Annotated in this window: 10 protein-coding genes and 1 rRNA gene; 9 read left to right on the top strand and 2 right to left on the bottom strand. The window is 52.6% G+C overall.

Annotated elements, in window-relative coordinates; genetic code table 11:
- Positions 1-63: 63 nt before the first annotated feature.
- Positions 64-1,128, top strand: coding sequence for a hypothetical protein (locus KTH_RS20370; RefSeq protein WP_497620770.1), 1,065 nt, complete (start codon positions 64-66; stop codon positions 1,126-1,128).
- Between the two features lie 11 nt (positions 1,129-1,139).
- Here KTH_RS20370 and moaC read toward each other — a convergent pair whose 3' ends face one another.
- Together moaC and KTH_RS20360 are read right to left on the bottom strand one after the other, a co-directional pair.
- Positions 1,140-1,652 carry a cyclic pyranopterin monophosphate synthase MoaC gene (gene moaC, locus KTH_RS20365; protein WP_137686123.1) on the bottom strand — a complete coding sequence of 171 codons (513 nt, stop codon included), beginning with the start codon at positions 1,650-1,652 and terminating at the stop codon, positions 1,140-1,142.
- A 210-nt stretch (positions 1,653-1,862) separates the two neighbouring features.
- Positions 1,863-3,245 (bottom strand): helix-turn-helix domain-containing protein, encoded by a 1,383-nt coding sequence (locus KTH_RS20360; RefSeq protein WP_497620768.1) that lies wholly within the window; start codon positions 3,243-3,245, stop codon positions 1,863-1,865.
- A gap of 671 nt (positions 3,246-3,916) precedes the next feature.
- Here KTH_RS20360 and aroC point away from each other — a divergent pair.
- The 8 genes from aroC to KTH_RS20320 all read left to right on the top strand — a co-directional run bounded on the left by aroC (position 3,917) and on the right by KTH_RS20320 (position 14,892).
- Positions 3,917-5,068 (top strand): chorismate synthase, encoded by a 1,152-nt coding sequence (gene aroC, locus KTH_RS20355; protein WP_111326740.1) that lies wholly within the window; start codon positions 3,917-3,919, stop codon positions 5,066-5,068.
- A 355-nt stretch (positions 5,069-5,423) separates the two neighbouring features.
- Positions 5,424-7,046, top strand: a complete 1,623-nt coding sequence (locus tag KTH_RS20350) for a penicillin-binding transpeptidase domain-containing protein (RefSeq protein WP_111326738.1) — start codon at positions 5,424-5,426, stop codon at positions 7,044-7,046.
- A 223-nt stretch (positions 7,047-7,269) separates the two neighbouring features.
- Positions 7,270-8,874, top strand: a complete 1,605-nt coding sequence (locus KTH_RS20345) for a peptidoglycan D,D-transpeptidase FtsI family protein (RefSeq protein WP_497620765.1) — start codon at positions 7,270-7,272, stop codon at positions 8,872-8,874.
- Between the two features lie 108 nt (positions 8,875-8,982).
- Positions 8,983-9,231: a hypothetical protein gene (locus KTH_RS20340; RefSeq protein WP_111326734.1), complete on the top strand. Its 249-nt coding sequence runs from the start codon at positions 8,983-8,985 to the stop codon at positions 9,229-9,231.
- A 5-nt stretch (positions 9,232-9,236) separates the two neighbouring features.
- Positions 9,237-10,082, top strand: a complete 846-nt coding sequence (gene fdhD, locus KTH_RS20335; protein WP_111326732.1) for a formate dehydrogenase accessory sulfurtransferase FdhD — start codon at positions 9,237-9,239, stop codon at positions 10,080-10,082.
- 133 nt (positions 10,083-10,215) lie between these two features.
- A complete protein-coding gene (gene mnmE / locus KTH_RS20330) occupies positions 10,216-11,658 on the top strand; it encodes a tRNA uridine-5-carboxymethylaminomethyl(34) synthesis GTPase MnmE (protein ID WP_211326437.1) in 1,443 nt (480 codons plus the stop codon).
- Positions 11,659-11,781: 123 nt separating this feature from the next.
- Positions 11,782-13,011 carry a hypothetical protein gene (locus KTH_RS20325; protein ID WP_497620763.1) on the top strand — a complete coding sequence of 410 codons (1,230 nt, stop codon included), beginning with the start codon at positions 11,782-11,784 and terminating at the stop codon, positions 13,009-13,011.
- A gap of 397 nt (positions 13,012-13,408) precedes the next feature.
- Positions 13,409-14,892 (top strand): 16S ribosomal RNA (locus KTH_RS20320).
- Positions 14,893-15,171 lie beyond the last annotated feature (279 nt).

The following is a 15,171-nucleotide window of genomic DNA, read 5'->3' as shown; positions in this document are numbered from 1 at the left end:
AATAGAGATGACTGCAACAGATGAACTGCTTCCCAGTTGATCTGCCTATAAAAGGAGACCCGTATGAGCAATATCAATCAGTTCGGCGGTATGCCTGCTCCCCGCCCGAGTGAGGTCAAGCTTGCTCAATGGTTGCAAAATATTCTGTATACTCCGCCGCGCGCGCCGACTGAAGGGCCGAAACCACGAAAAGCATGGAGCGATTCCCGGCTTGAATCTCAACTAGAAATGGTAATGGGTAGCGATTATCACCTGCGTTTTTATCAGCAGTTGCCCGATTTTATAGAAGCGCTCCTCAAGAACGAGCCCGGGGTTACGCTGCGTTATGCCTCATTACTGTATCATCTTGCCGGATGTGAAGAGTGTCATCAAGGATATCTGGAACTCTATGATGCTTTGAGCTTTGCGCTTGCGCCACAGGAGACCCAGATCATTCTTACCCGGGAGCCGGGGACCAATACACCTCCTCGTATGGTCGGGCATCTCTGTCGGGTGTTGATCAGTCAGGCTGAGGCGGTACTGAAGCAGGCCCGTCGTGAGCATCGAGACGAGGTAGAGGCGGCGCGGTCGCTCTTGCAACTGGCGCTACGCTTCAGTTCTCGGATTCAACAGAGTGCGATTCGGCGGCAGGCGACGCAGGATCTGGTGCGTGTTGCGACCCTGTTTTCCGGACCAACGGCGCCTGCGTCAGAGGATGCTGATACCGGAGTATATAAATACACTCCAATGCTGGCAACGCCCGGCGGCGTGCGTGGACGCAAGACCGTTCGCCATACCGAGCTATTGGGGCGGCCTCGCGATCAGGTTCCCTCGCTGATCTCCTTGCAGTCCCGTGGCCTGGAAGGCTCGATTGAACAACAGGGAGAGATGCTCGAATTGCGGCTTCAGGGATTGGGTCCAGAACTGTGCGGCAAGCATCTGCTTGTAACCATTCCTCTGGGATCGCTCCTTGAACCCGTGAGCTGGCAGGGGGGCAACCCGCTGGCAATCCGCAGTGAAGAACCTGTCGATGCACAGGGAAACCTGACAATGACGCTTGGCACAACGAGTTTGCGTCTGAGCGATCCTGAGGAACACAATTTGCTAGAGACGCTCTTCTTGCTTTTAGAAGTGCGTCAGGCCGAGTGAGACGCGAAGGGTCAGGGAGCGGACGGTGAGAATGTGACTGTGCCGCTCTTCCCTCCGCTCTTCTGTGCGATATAGGCCTGTTCCAGCGTGATAGTCGTGTCGACTCCTTTACACATATCATAGATGGTCAGCGCAGCGACAGTTACGGCTGTGAGCGCCTCAACATCTACCCCGGTTTTATAGGTCGTGCGCGTTCGTCCCTCAATCGAGATCCAGCCCTTTGTGCTATCGAGGACAAAGTGAAGTTGAATATGCGTCATAGGGAGCGGATGGCAGAGCGGGATCAGGTCAGGCGTCTTTTTTGCGGCCATAATCCCGGCGATCTTTGCGACTTCCAGCACACTCCCCTTGGCAATTTGATTCTCCGCAATCAGCTTGACGGTTTCAGGACGCATGCGGACACGGGCATGCGCAATCGCCTCACGCAGCGTCTCCTGGCGGTCGGTCACATCGACCATATGAATATTACCCTGTTCATCGAGATGGGTAAGCTGTTGTGCTTCGTGTTTTTCAGATGAAGACATACGACATAAATCCTCCTATGGCAAGGAGTATACCATCAGAAGGTGAGGCATGACGAGGAGGAACTACCAGGGCATTTCTGAGACGAAAGGATCGTGCCTGTTGCAGCGTGTTGCTCCCTCTTGCATGCACTGGCATTACCAGAAATGCCCCTACCTTTTGTATCAGGAAAGGACTGATTGTGCTGGATGGCGGTTGGTCACAGGGCGAACTTATTTTGCAAGCTTTTGTCGGCTCTGGAACGCCCTTCGGAAATAGGTAAATGCTTCGTGCGCCTTCCCATGCTCCTCAAGAAGCTGTGCGTATTGTACAGCTTCGTCGGCGAGCTCTTCATGGTGGCCCAGTTTCTCAAGCATTTCCAGGCCGGTGACGAAGTGGCGATCTCCCTGCTCGGCCTCTCCCCGAGCGTAGTAGATGCGTCCGAGCACAATATGCATCTCTGCGCTGATGAGTGTATCACCAAAAGGTGCGGCGAGTTCTTCGGCTTTCGTGGCGTAGGTGGTGGCTTCATCGAGCTGCTGATGGGCATAGTACCAGGAGGCGTTTGTTGTGTAGAGGCTTGCCAGTGCAAGCGGGTCAGTTTCCTGTAGTTTGCTGGCCTGCTGGAGTGCTGTATCCAGGAAGGTGCGGGCCTCACTGGCATCCTGTTTCAGGGTGACTGCTCCCAGGTAGTGATAGAGTTCACTACGCTGCGTCTTGAGACGGGTAGCGTCCGCAAGATAGCGACATTTATACGCATACTGGATTGCAAGCTCCAATTCATCGATATTGCAGTAATGTCGAACCTGTTCCAGATATGCAGCTTGAATGGTTTCCGGGGTTGAGTAGATGTCGCAGGTTTCCAGCGCTTTATAGAAGTGGGTAATAGCCTGTTCCAGATGCTCCTGTTGATTATGCAGATTGTGCTGAGCCTGCTGGGTATAATATTGCCCAATCTGCATATATAATTGTGCGGCAAAAAAAGGATCATGCTGCTCCGACGTCTCAAGCGTATGGAGGCAACGCTGATAGGAGAGGAGTGCCTGTGTATGGTTACGCATTCCCAGATAGGTTTGTGCCAGAAGATGCAGGATGCGGAGCGTAAGGAACTGATTATTCAGCTCTTTGGCGATCTGTAGGGCTTCAATGAGGGCGTATTCGCTTTCCTGATAGTGTGCTGCCCTGAGTTGGGCCCAACCGTAGAGGTACTGGTACTGTAGAATCTGGTGTCGCTTCAGTCGTTTCTGGGGGATCTTGCCGAGCTGTTCCAGGGCCTGCTCGATGGAGTGTTCGCGGATGAGGACTTGAATTTCGAGAAATGCCAGATCAATTTCATCATCATCACGCTCTGCAATGCCCAGGGGGCCGTTCAGTCGATCATCGACCTGATTGCGTGCGGGCAGGAGCTGCGTGGATGACAATCCTAGCCGTTGTGCCAGAATCTCCAGCGCACGGAGCGATGGATGAATTTGTCCACGCTCTATAGCAGAAATGTAACTGACAGAGAAGTCAGGCGCGGCCAGTTGACTTTGCGTTAAATGCTGAGCAATCCTTGCTGCTCGTAGCTTTTCCCCCACTGATTTTCCAATTTTGCTAGACGATGGCTCAGGGGACATTATCGCCTCCTACATAGTACTTGAAAATGCATGTCAATAAATACACAAAATAAACGGTCAAATGTATTGTAAAATACACATATGTTTTCTGTCAATATGTTAGTGCAATAAATGTTATAAAGATACTTGTAAAATCTTGCTTGTGTTACAAGTAAAGTGGTTTCTTCGCTCTCTCTGTAGAGTATAGGGTGTGTAGATGTACTACTGGCCGTGTAAGCAACGCTTTGCACGAAAAAGGAAGTCTGATTCTTTGCAGCAAAGTTGCTGTTTTTCAAGCTTTTAAAGAGCGAATAGAGCGACGGGAAGGAGAAAAGACCGACCTCCTTTCGTATGGGCTCTATTATAGCTGGAAGGCGCCAGATATTCTGGCATTCCCTATCGAGCAGGTTTTCCAGCGCATTCTTAGCTATGTAGAAAACGCGCCTCCATACCCTTTTTCGTCTATCAATATGGGAAGATAAACTGTTTATCTATGAAAACTCTATATAGCCTGCCTGCTCGTTAGAATAGCATTCTTCCCTCAGACGCATTGTATTCTACAACAAAGTGACCAATCAAGATAGGCTTGATAAGAATCCTGGTACGGTGCATTGAGGAGAATAAACAGGATATAATAAGGTGATTTCATCGAATGCTCTTATCAGGAATATTTGACAAGGAGAAAAAAGCCAATGTTTCGATTCTTGACTGCTGGTGAGTCTCATGGTCCCGGCCTGACCATTATTGTGGAGGGGCTGCCCGCAGGGTTGACTGTTGAAAAGGTGCTGATTGATGCTGATTTGCGGCGGCGGCAGGGCGGCTATGGACGTGGTGGCCGTATGAAGATTGAAAAGGATGAGGTGCGCTTTCTCTCCGGGGTGCGACATGGAAAGACGCTCGGCTCTCCTATTACCATGCAGATCGAGAACCGTGACTGGGTCAACTGGGAAGAGCGAATGAACCCGGCTCCGGTTGATGTAGAGATGGAGCCCGTGACCCGTGTTCGTCCCGGCCATGCTGACTTCACGGGCGCGATCAAATATGGTCACAGCGATGTTCGGAATGTGATTGAGCGTTCTAGCTCACGCGAAACGGCTGCCCGCGTCGCTGTGGGAGGACTCTGCCGCCAGTTCTTGCAGCAGTTTGGTATCACGATCCATAGTCATGTGCTCTCGGTGGTTGAAGTGGGCTATGAGGAGCCGCGCCCGATGACGCCCGACGCATACCCCGAGGAGATGTGGGAGGCAGTAGAGAACTCGCCAATGCGTTGTGCTGATGCCGCCCTGACTGAGAAAATGATTGCGCGTATTCTGGAAGCAAAGCGACACGGTGATACTTGTGGCGGCGTGTTTGAGGTCGTGGCGTTCGGTGTGCCCATCGGCCTGGGCAGCTTCAGTCAATGGGACCGTCGCTTGAGTACTCGCCTGGCAATGGCGATGATGAGCATTCCATCTGCGAAAGGGGTTGAGATTGGTGCTGGCTTTGGTGCCACACGAACGACTGGCTCTCATGTCCATGACGTCTTGCGACACCGGGAAGATGGAAGCTGGTATCATCTGACGAACAACGCAGGTGGTATTGAGGGCGGTATCTCGAATGGCGAGCCAATTGTGGTGCGTGTTGGTGTTAAGCCTATTCCCACTCTGGCGCATCCGTTGCCATCAGTTGATATTGCGAGCGGTGAAAATATTGATCAGAGCCGCTATGAGCGAAGCGATGTCTGTGTTGTCCCCGCAGCCGGAGTTGTCGGTGAAGCGATGATGGCGGTGGTACTGACCGAAGCGCTACTTGAGAAGTATGGCGGCGATAGTATGGACGAAATGCTCAGGCATGCGCGCGCCTGAGAGCGGGAGGGGACGCCGCATGGCGTCCCGACCGGCCCCTGCTCTTATCCCCTCCCTGTGCTACTTCCTTGCTCTTTCTGAGCAATAATGGTATACATTCAAGCTGAGAAGGTACCTGTTGTATATGGTAACCTGTATAAGTATGTCTCAATTTGACTTATTACGCAGAAGATAGGCGGGTACGTTTGCTTTTTCAGTGGCATTACCGCATCTTTATTCGTTCTATAAAGCAGAGTAAACCCACACCTTCTACCCTGAATGAGCGTAGAAAAGAAATAGATAAAGAGAAAACGCCGCACTATGCCGGCGTCACCCAGGGTAAAAACCACATAAGTAAGGACGCGAGGGATCACCTATGACCACAAAATCTGGCATTCGCCGTTTGATGTTTGTCTTTGTCGCCCTATTTCTGGCGATGAGCGCGGGGTTGGTCTACTGGCAGGTGTACGCCGCCGAAAAGGTGACTGCGAATCCGCGTAATCAGCGCCGCTGTCTGACCACAAATGTACCGTTGCGAGGCCGCATTCTGGATCGTAACGGGGTGGTGCTGGCCGAATCGAAGCCAGATCCAAAGGTATGCGGCGGATATGTTCGCCATTACTATGAGCCGTCACTTGCTGGCCTGATCGGTTATTATCCAGGACCGAACTATCTCACGACCGGCCTTGAGAAGACCTTCGATGATTATCTGATGGGACGAGTCGGGATGAGCGCTCTGGATAATCACATGAATAAGCTGTTGCATCGTCAGCCCATGGGAAATGACATCTACCTGACGATTGATGTCCGCATACAGCGTATTGTTGATAAGCATTTTGATGATCCCTTGCTCGTCAACGATCCAGATAATGTGGCCGCCACCAATCGTGGGGCTGTCATTGTCAACGATCCAAGCACTGGTGAGGTCCTGGCTATGGTCAGTCGCCCGAGCTACGATCCCAATAAGCTGGTGCAAACGCTTTCTCACGGAGATGAATCCTACTATCAACAGCTCACCAAAGACCCCGATCAGCCGTTGATCTATCGTCCACTCTATGGTCAGTATACTCCCGGTTCAACCTATAAGACGATGACACTCCTGGCGGCGATCGACTCGGGAACGACTGAACTGGAACGGGTCTATCCGCCAAAATATACGGTTGGTCCGGTTGTGATTGGCGATCACCAGTTTACCCCTGCCATGAGTAATATTCAGGGCTATACCCATAACTTTAATGTCTCCACGCATTATGGCTATGCCCACTCGGATAATATTCTCTTCGCGAAGCTAGGCGAGGATATGGGTGTTGATAAGTGGCTTGAGTATAACAAGAAGTTTAAGGTCGGCACCTCGTATGATATTGATGGCCTCAAGGTTGCAACCAGCCGGGTTACAAAGGCAGATGGCACGCTCGATACCAATACAATGGTTGATGGAGCCTTCGGCCAGGGTGTTGACTTCGTGACGCCATTCCAGATCGAGCTGATCAATAATATTGCTGCGAACAATGGGCAGTTGATGCGCCCGGCTCTGCTTTCAAAGATCAAGACACATGATGGCGCGGTCTTGAAAGAGTTCTCTCCGCAGACCTGGGATGGGCCCCAGGTGAGTAAACAGGCAGCGATGGATACGCGCAGAGCGATGTTCGGTGTGGTCAATTGCGGCTCCGGTCTGGAAAATGGAGTTGCGCTGCCTACTTCCCCGTGGGGTATCGGGGCCAAAACCGGTACGGCTGAGCTTGGTGGCGATAAGCTGGCCCATAGCTGGTTGATGACGCAGGCTCCCTTCTCTTTGAATAACCCCGAGAAGAAGCCCGCACTTACCATTGTGGCCATTCGTGAGAATGGTGGCGAAGCCGGTAAGTCGCTTGGCCCGATGATAACGAACATCTACAATGAGATCTTTTCAAACAATCTGGTCAAGGTAGAGCAGCCGCCTGCTACCCCGCCAACCTACTGCTGTGATGCAAAGCTGTTGCAACAGGGACCAGGCTGCTAACAGCACGAAACACATACAGGGATCTTCCAGGAAGTGGGAGGTCCCTGTTCTTTTCCTCCTGTTCTATTGCCGTATTGCGCTGTTACAATGGAATGTATCTGGCTGAAATCTGGTACGCTGAAAAGGAAAGAGCTCTTTTCATTGGGAGTACAACCAGACGAACCTGTTCTGCGAATATAGAAGAGAGAGAAGAAAGCTATTTTGTGATGAGGGGAGGCACTGAATGAATATCCGAAAGAATGCGTTGCGCCTGGCATCTCTTTTTCTTGCCTTCTTTGTGGCCCTTTCTGCCGGGCTGGTGTACTGGCAGGTGGTGGTAGCGCAGCAGGTGCTCTCGAATCCGCGCAACAATCGTCCCTGCCTCCCGGATAATGCGCCGCAGCGTGGCCGTATTTTTGATCGGAATGGGGTGTTACTGGCTGAAACCAAACCGTCAAAGAAGGGGTGTGGTGGGTTGCGGGTCTATTACGAGCCCTCGCTTGCCGGACTGATCGGGTACTATGTCAGCCCACTCTTTTCTGTGACGGGAATTGAGAATCAGTACAATAAGTATTTAACCGGCCAGGTAGGAATGACGACGCTTGATAATACTGTCAATAAGCTGTTGCATCGGCCTCCTGTCGGAAGCGATATCTATTTGACGATCGATGTACGCATACAAAGGCTGGTCAATAAGCTCTTTGATCAGCCGGTTTCAATTGATAACAAGAACACGTTTAAGACGGATCGCGGCGCTGTCGTTGTAATGAATCCACAAACCGGGGAAGTGCTGGCGATGGTAAGCCGCCCGAGCTACGATCCGAACAGGCTGGTTGATACGCTGGCAAGCGGTGATTTTTCCTACTATGAGGAACTGACGCAGCGAAAGGATCATCCTTTGTCCTGGCGCCCGACACAGTTTCTCTATAGCCCTGGTTCCACCTATAAGACTATGACTCTGCTTGCCGGGCTCGATTCCGGGAAAGTAACACTGCATGATCAGTTTGATGAGAAGCACGCTATTGGGCCGGTTGTGATCGATGGGGTGCGATTTGGTCCCTCTGGTAACAATATTGAAGACTACACGGAACAGTTCCCGGTCAATACCGAGTATGGATATGCGCATTCTGATAACATCATTTTCGCGCAGCTTGGAGTGAAGACCGGTCTGGATACCTGGCTCGAATACAACAAGCGCTTCTATGTTGGCGATACGATTCCCTTTGATCTGCCTGTCGCGTCCAGTTCAGTGATGAAGCAGGATCAGAAGACGTTGAAATTGAGCGAGCTGGCGGCGAATGCATTTGGGCAGGGATACGACCAGATGTCGCCGTTGCAGATAGCGCTGATTCAAAATGCGGTTGCCAATAATGGAACGTTGATGCGTCCATATGTAATCTCGAAGATTGTAGACCCGAGCGGTGCAGCAGTCACATCAAATTCACCGACCTCATTGGGGCAGAAGGTGAGCGAGCAGACGGCAACTCTGGTGCGTCAGGCGCAGGTAGGCGTCATACAGTGCGGCTCTGGCCTACTGATCCCGCCAATGCATTCGTCAAAGTGGGGAATCATTGGCAAGACTGGCACGGCTCAGGTTTCCGATGATGGTAGTGTGCCGGCTCACTCCTGGATGATGACCTCAGCACCATATTCGCTCAAGCAGCCCTCGCAATTGCCCGCGCTGACCATTGTGGCAATGAAAGAGAACGGTGGAGAGGGCGGTTCGACTGTCGGCCCGATGATTGCATCCATGTATGATCAGATTTTTTCTCAGAAGCTGATGCAGGCTCAGGAGCCAGAACCGGTAGATGCCAACTATTGTACACGTACTGGCCTGCTTCAGGGATAGCTGAAGCAGGCCCTGGCTGTATGCTATATTGCCCTGTAGGTCACGTTTTTTTCAAGGAAAGCAGTTCTTGTATGCTGGCTTGTGATTACGAAAGGGCGCGTATACAATATGGTCTATTGGGAACACCGTTATCTTCTCGGCAGTATGGTTTTTACCATTGCGGGAGACGTTGTACGCGATTTTGATGATGAGTATGACGCCTGGTGCTGGTTGGAGAAGACTGGTTGGGGGCTGGTTGCGATTGAACCACCCGATCCCATTCGCCCGGGAGCATGCAAGTATTACTTTAAGCGGCAGAAGCTCCCGCTCAATCGGCAGACAGCCGAGCACCAGATACCTTCAGAAAAATGGAGATAAGAGCAATGAATGGTTTGTGGCGCTCACCGCAAGACCCGTTGCGAGTGGCTAGAGGGACCGTGACCCACTGGCAGGAAGCAACGATGCAGGAACGTGAAGATATGCTGGCAGTTGAGGAGCCATTCGAGGTGCGTGTCAACGGTGAGAGTCTGGCTGTGATTATGCGCACTCCGGGTCATGATGCCGAGCTGGCCGCTGGCTTTCTCTTTACAGAAGGTGTGCTTCATGCTCCATCTGCGATTGCAGAGATCCAGGCCGCTGTTGATGCTGATGGGCTTCCTCAGCCCAACGTGGTTGATGTGCGGTTGCAACCCGGTATCACTCCTGCACGGCCCGGTGGTGAGCGCCGCTTTGCTGTTTCTTCCAGTTGTGGCCTCTGTGGCAAGAACAGCATTGCCGATCTGGTTCAAGATGTACCTCCCCTTGCAAGCGATCGGGTGCGCATCTCCACGACCGTCCTCTATCGTCTGCCTGATCTCTTGCGTGAGCAGCAGGCAGTATTCAGTCATACCGGTTCACTGCATGCAGCGGGGCTTTTCTCGCTGGATGGCGATCCGCTCTTGCTGCGTGAGGATGTGGGTAGACATAACGCAGTAGATAAGCTGATAGGCTATGGCCTGTTGCATCAGCAGTTTCCTTTTGAGCGCTCAATCTTACTTGTGAGCGGGCGCACATCGTTCGAGATCCTACAGAAAGCGCTGAAGGCTCGCATTCCCTGTGTGGCAGCAATCTCTGCTCCATCGAGTCTGGCGGTTGAGCTGGCGCAACAGGCCAATATAACCCTGATCGGCTTTCTGCGTGGTCGCTCCATGAATGTTTATGCCCATCCTGAACGTCTTCTGGAGAGATGATCTTCTTGTTACTTCTCCTATCGAGAATGGGAAAATAGGGCGGTGGAGAGATTGAATTGAGGGGATAAGATGGCCTGAGCAGGTCTATTTTAAGGCATGGACAGACAGAAGACGCGCTCTTGTTCTTCCTTAGTTGGTACTGTATAATCCGGTCATGAGAAACGATACTATTGCTGCTATAGCTACCCCGCCAGGGGTGGGCGGTATTGGTGTGATCAGGGTAAGCGGGCCAGAGGCGTTCACCGTTGTCTCCTCATTGGTGCGGCGCCCTGGAAAACCCGATGAACTCCCTCCTGTGCCTCCATCCCATCGGCTCACATATAGACTGGTAATTGATCCAGAGACCCGAGAAGTGCTGGACGAAGTGCTTGTCGCCTTCATGCGGGCTCCCCATACCTATACCTGTGAAGATGTTGTTGAAATTCAAGGGCATGGTGGCCCATTGGTGCTGCGTCGGATTCTGCGCGCCGTGCTGGCGTGTGGCGCACGAATGGCCGAGCCCGGTGAGTTCACAATGCGGGCGTTCTTGAATGGTCGCCTTGATCTATCTCAGGCTGAAGCTGTCATGGATCTGATCGACGCACAAACCGAGGCAGGGCAACGACTCGCGCTGCAACAGTTGCGCGGAAGGCTCTCCGATCAGGTTCAGGAGATAAGACATACCATTCTGGGTGTGATTGCACAGATCGAAGCCAGTATTGATTTTCCCGAAGAGGATGTGCCAACACCCGAGGCCGAGGAACTCTCGCCCCCGATTGTGACAGCTCTTGAGCAGATTCAACGGCTACTGGCTGGTGCGGAACAGGGAAAATTGTTTCGCCAGGGCTTACGGACAGCCATTATCGGGCGGCCAAATGTAGGAAAATCGAGCCTGTTGAATGCCCTGCTTCGTACTGAACGGGCGATTGTGACTCCTATTGCCGGTACCACACGTGATACTGTTGAAGAGGTGGCGAACCTGCGTGGTATTCCGCTGCATTTGATTGATACAGCCGGGATTACGCCGACCGATGATCCCGTTGAACAGATAGGGGTGCAGAGAAGCCGGGCCGCCGCTGAGAGTGCTGATGCTGTATTGCTTGTCTTTGATGGTTCGGAGCCCCTTGCCGAGCAGGATCGCCGTGTCTCAGCCGAACTGGAGATGATGGGGTTTGGCGCTGATGAGCAGACACACAAGCGCCCTGTGGTGATCGTGGTGAATAAAGCGGATCGCGATCAACGAATCGAGCTTGATGAGTTGAAACAGTTGTGGCCGCTTGCGCCCATTGTGCATACATCAACGCTCAACAATGAGGGCCTTGATGCTCTGGAAGAGACGCTTGCAGAACTGGTGCTGGCAGGGCGAGCCGTGAACAGTGATAGCGTGCTGGTGACGAATACGCGCCATCAGGATGCGCTGCGCCGGGCCAATGAGCATTTACAGGCATCGAAGGCATCACTTGAACAGTATTTGCCACTGGACTTTGTGTCGATTGATTTACGGGCGGCGTATGAGGCGCTTGGAGAAATCACCGGCGAAACGGCTTCAGATGACCTGCTGGATCGTATCTTCAGGGATTTTTGTATTGGCAAGTAATGAGAGATGGGGCGGTCAGGACGCCCGGGATGCTTTTCAAAAGAGTCTGGATTGTTGATAAGCTGATATGCCCCGCTCTCTTGTTGAGTCAATTTCTCGAAAAACTATCCGAAATGAGCTGATATGATGCGAAATATATTCAAGAAACCGATTACCATCGTGTTTCTGGTGTTGGTTGTATGCAGCATCGCGCTGGCGTTTATGGCTTATCGCTTTACCGCTGAACCGGCTCACCCTCCGGTTCAAGTGACGCCGACACCAACACCAACCGCAATCCTTCCTTTCCCTTCTGCAACGCCGAAAACGAACCTTCTTCCACCAGTGGAAAACAATCCTGCCAAAGTGCTCGGTATAGAGGGAAGTCGTGGGGTCAATTTCCAGGTTCCGTGGGTGCGCGTCCCGTACGCCACCTGTGGAACGCAGGTAAACAAAGGAACCTATCTACAGAAGCTTGTGGAGGATTATCATAAGCAGAAAGTACGTGTCCTGTTGACCGTTTGCCAGACCAGCAATGATGACAAGAAACTATACGACACCAGGCTGCTTGGGGACGCAGCTCGTAGTCTCCCCGATGCTGTTCAGTGTGGCAATGAACAGATGAAGAATGATCCAAGTGTTGCATTTCTGCATCTTGAGCCCGCTAAATTCGCCCGTTTCTATGATCTCTGTGAGCGCACCATGCACTCATTTCGGAAAGGGATCCCAACGCTATTAGGCTCGCTTGATCCACAGGTAGCGCGATTCGATGTTCAGAATCTTTATGGCCAGGTCGCCTATCTGGATGAAGTGCAGGCAGAGATGCAGAAGCTTCATCCTAAGAGCAACTGGCAGTGGCGACAGCAGGCTGTTGGGCTGATCGATAGCTGGCATAATGGATGGAGTAACGGGCAATATAATCCCGATGAGAACAATCTGCGGGATCAGTTCGCCTTTTGGGCGCAACAATTTGGCGTCGATATAAATAGCGGCAAGCTCGGACAGCATCTCTGGGTGGTGGAAGGAACCGCCTGCTTCAAAGGATGTGGGGTGAACGAGAATGATCCGTCTGAGATCGCGAAAGCGCATATCTTCGGCCTGATTGTTGATGTGCAGACCGCGATGCAGTATAAGGTTCCGTTCTTCTACTTTAGCGGGAGAGACTTCTTTGATCAGGGCATTATCTGGCCAATCGGGGTGGCTGACCCACAGGGCAAGGCCAAGCCATTGCGCCAGGATCTGGCGCCGGGATCGATGACTTTGGAACTTACTTGCGGAGGGAAGAAAACACCGGTACGCGATCAGATACAGCTCCTCTCGCAGCTCTATAAGGGATGTTCGCTCCCCGGGAATTATGTGAATATACTGGTAAGCTAAGTACTCTCCGACGGCATTACAAGCCTGCCCATGCAGAAATGGGTGGGCTTCGTTTTTTGGAAATTTATAAAATTTTATAATTTTTGAAAAAAATAGCAAAAAAACTATTGACAACTTCATAGCCCTATGGCATAATACGGGAGCCGTCGGGAGAGAGGGCAAAAGGAACCCCGGGAAAGCCGGAGGAGCCGCCCGAGCAAACGACGAAAGTATAGCGAGTACCTTGACAATTGAAGAGTGGAAAACAGAACCGCATGGACGGAGGCTCCTTCCTCCAAGAAGGAGCGCAATGTCAGTTCCTGTTGATTCTGTGATCTGTTCCATTGAGCAGATCAAACACCAACAACCAAGCATGATCGCATATCCTGTGAGGATATGTCGAGATAGAAATAACGCTTGAATGGCGAGTTTGATCCTGGCTCAGGACGAACGCTGGCGGCGTGCCTAACACATGCAAGTCGAACGCCCTTCCCTCGTGGAAGGGAGTGGCGGACGGGTGAGTAACACGTGGGTACCTACCCTGAAGTGAGGAATACCGGCGAGAAATCGCCGACAATACCGCATACGCTCCTTCGGGAGCAAAGCTCGCAAGGGCGCTTTGGGATGGGCCTGCGGCCGATTAGCTAGCTGGTGAGGTAAGAGCTTACCAGGGCGACGATCGGTAGCTGGTCTGAGAGGACGATCAGCCACACTGGGATTGAGAACGGCCCAGACTCCTACGGGGGGCAGCAGTGAGGAATTTTCGGCAATGGGGGCAACCCTGACCGAGCAACGCCGCGTGCAGGAAGACGGCCTTCGGGTTGTAAACTGCTTTTCTGTGGGACGAGCAAGGACGGTACCACAGGAAGAAGCCCCGGCTAACTACGTGCCAGCAGCCGCGGTAATACGTAGGGGGCGAGCGTTGTCCGGAGTTACTGGGCGTAAAGCGCATGCAGGCGGTCGGGTAAGTTTGCACTGACAGTCATCGGCTTAACTGATGAAGGCGTGCGAAAACTGTCCGACTTGAGGGCTCTAGAGGGGTGCGGAATTCCGAGTGGAGCGGTGAAATGCGTAGAGATTCGGAGGAACACCGAAGGCGAAGGCAGCGCCCTGGAGAGTGCCTGACGCTCAGATGCGAAAGCTAGGGGAGCGAACGGGATTAGATACCCCGGTAGTCCTAGCCGTAAACGATGACCACTAGATGTCCGGAGTATCGACCCTTCGGGTATCGGAGCTAACGCGTTAAGTGGTCCGCCTGGGGAGTACGGTCGCAAGATTAAAACTCAAAGGAATTGACGGGGACCCGCACAAGCAGCGGAGCGTGTGGTTTAATTCGATGCAACGCGAAGAACCTTACCAGGTCTTGACATCACACTGACAACCCTAGAGATAGGGTCTTCCTTCGGGACAGTGTGACAGGTGCTGCATGGCTGTCGTCAGCTCGTGTCGTGAGATGTTGGGTTAAGTCCCGCAACGAGCGCAACCCTCGTCGCTAGTTGAATGCTCTAGCGAGACCGCCGTTACAAAGCGGAGGAAGGTGGGGATGACGTCAAGTCAGCACGGCCCTTACGACCTGGGCGACACACACGCTACAATGGCCGGGACAAAGGGCAGCCAACCCGCGAGGGGGAGCCAATCCCATCAAACCCGGTCTCAGTTCAGATTGCAGGCTGCAACCCGCCTGCATGAAGTCGGAGTTGCTAGTAACCGTAGGTCAGCACACTACGGTGAATACGTTCCCGGGTCTTGTACACACCGCCCGTCACACCACGAAAGTCGGCAACACCTGAAGCCGCTGGGCTAACCTCATTGAGGGGGCAGGCGTCGAGGGTGGGGTCGGTGATTGGGGTGAAGTCGTAACAAGGTAGCCGTACCGGAAGGTGCGGCTGGATCACCTCCTTTCTAGGGAGTACAGGATGAGGGAGACAGGAAACTGTCCCCGCAGACTCATCCGATCCCAGGTCGAGCAGGAACCAAACAGACAGCACCGGCCAGCGGCTGGTTTCCACTCTTCAGCGGTGAAGGTCCTCGCACCAAAGGCATCCTTTCAGCAACGGAAGTGATGCAGAGGATCATATCCCGTCGTACCTGAACAACTGAAGAAGAAAGCAAGCAAAAGAAGAGAATCCTTCAATTTTGCTGAAAAGGTCATCGGTCTGCATCCAGGAGGACGCAGTCCGA

It is taken from the genome of Thermosporothrix sp. COM3 (genome assembly GCF_059696735.1).
The sequence above is the reverse complement of the archived record's forward strand: the minus strand, read 5'-3'. Positions and strand labels throughout refer to the sequence as shown.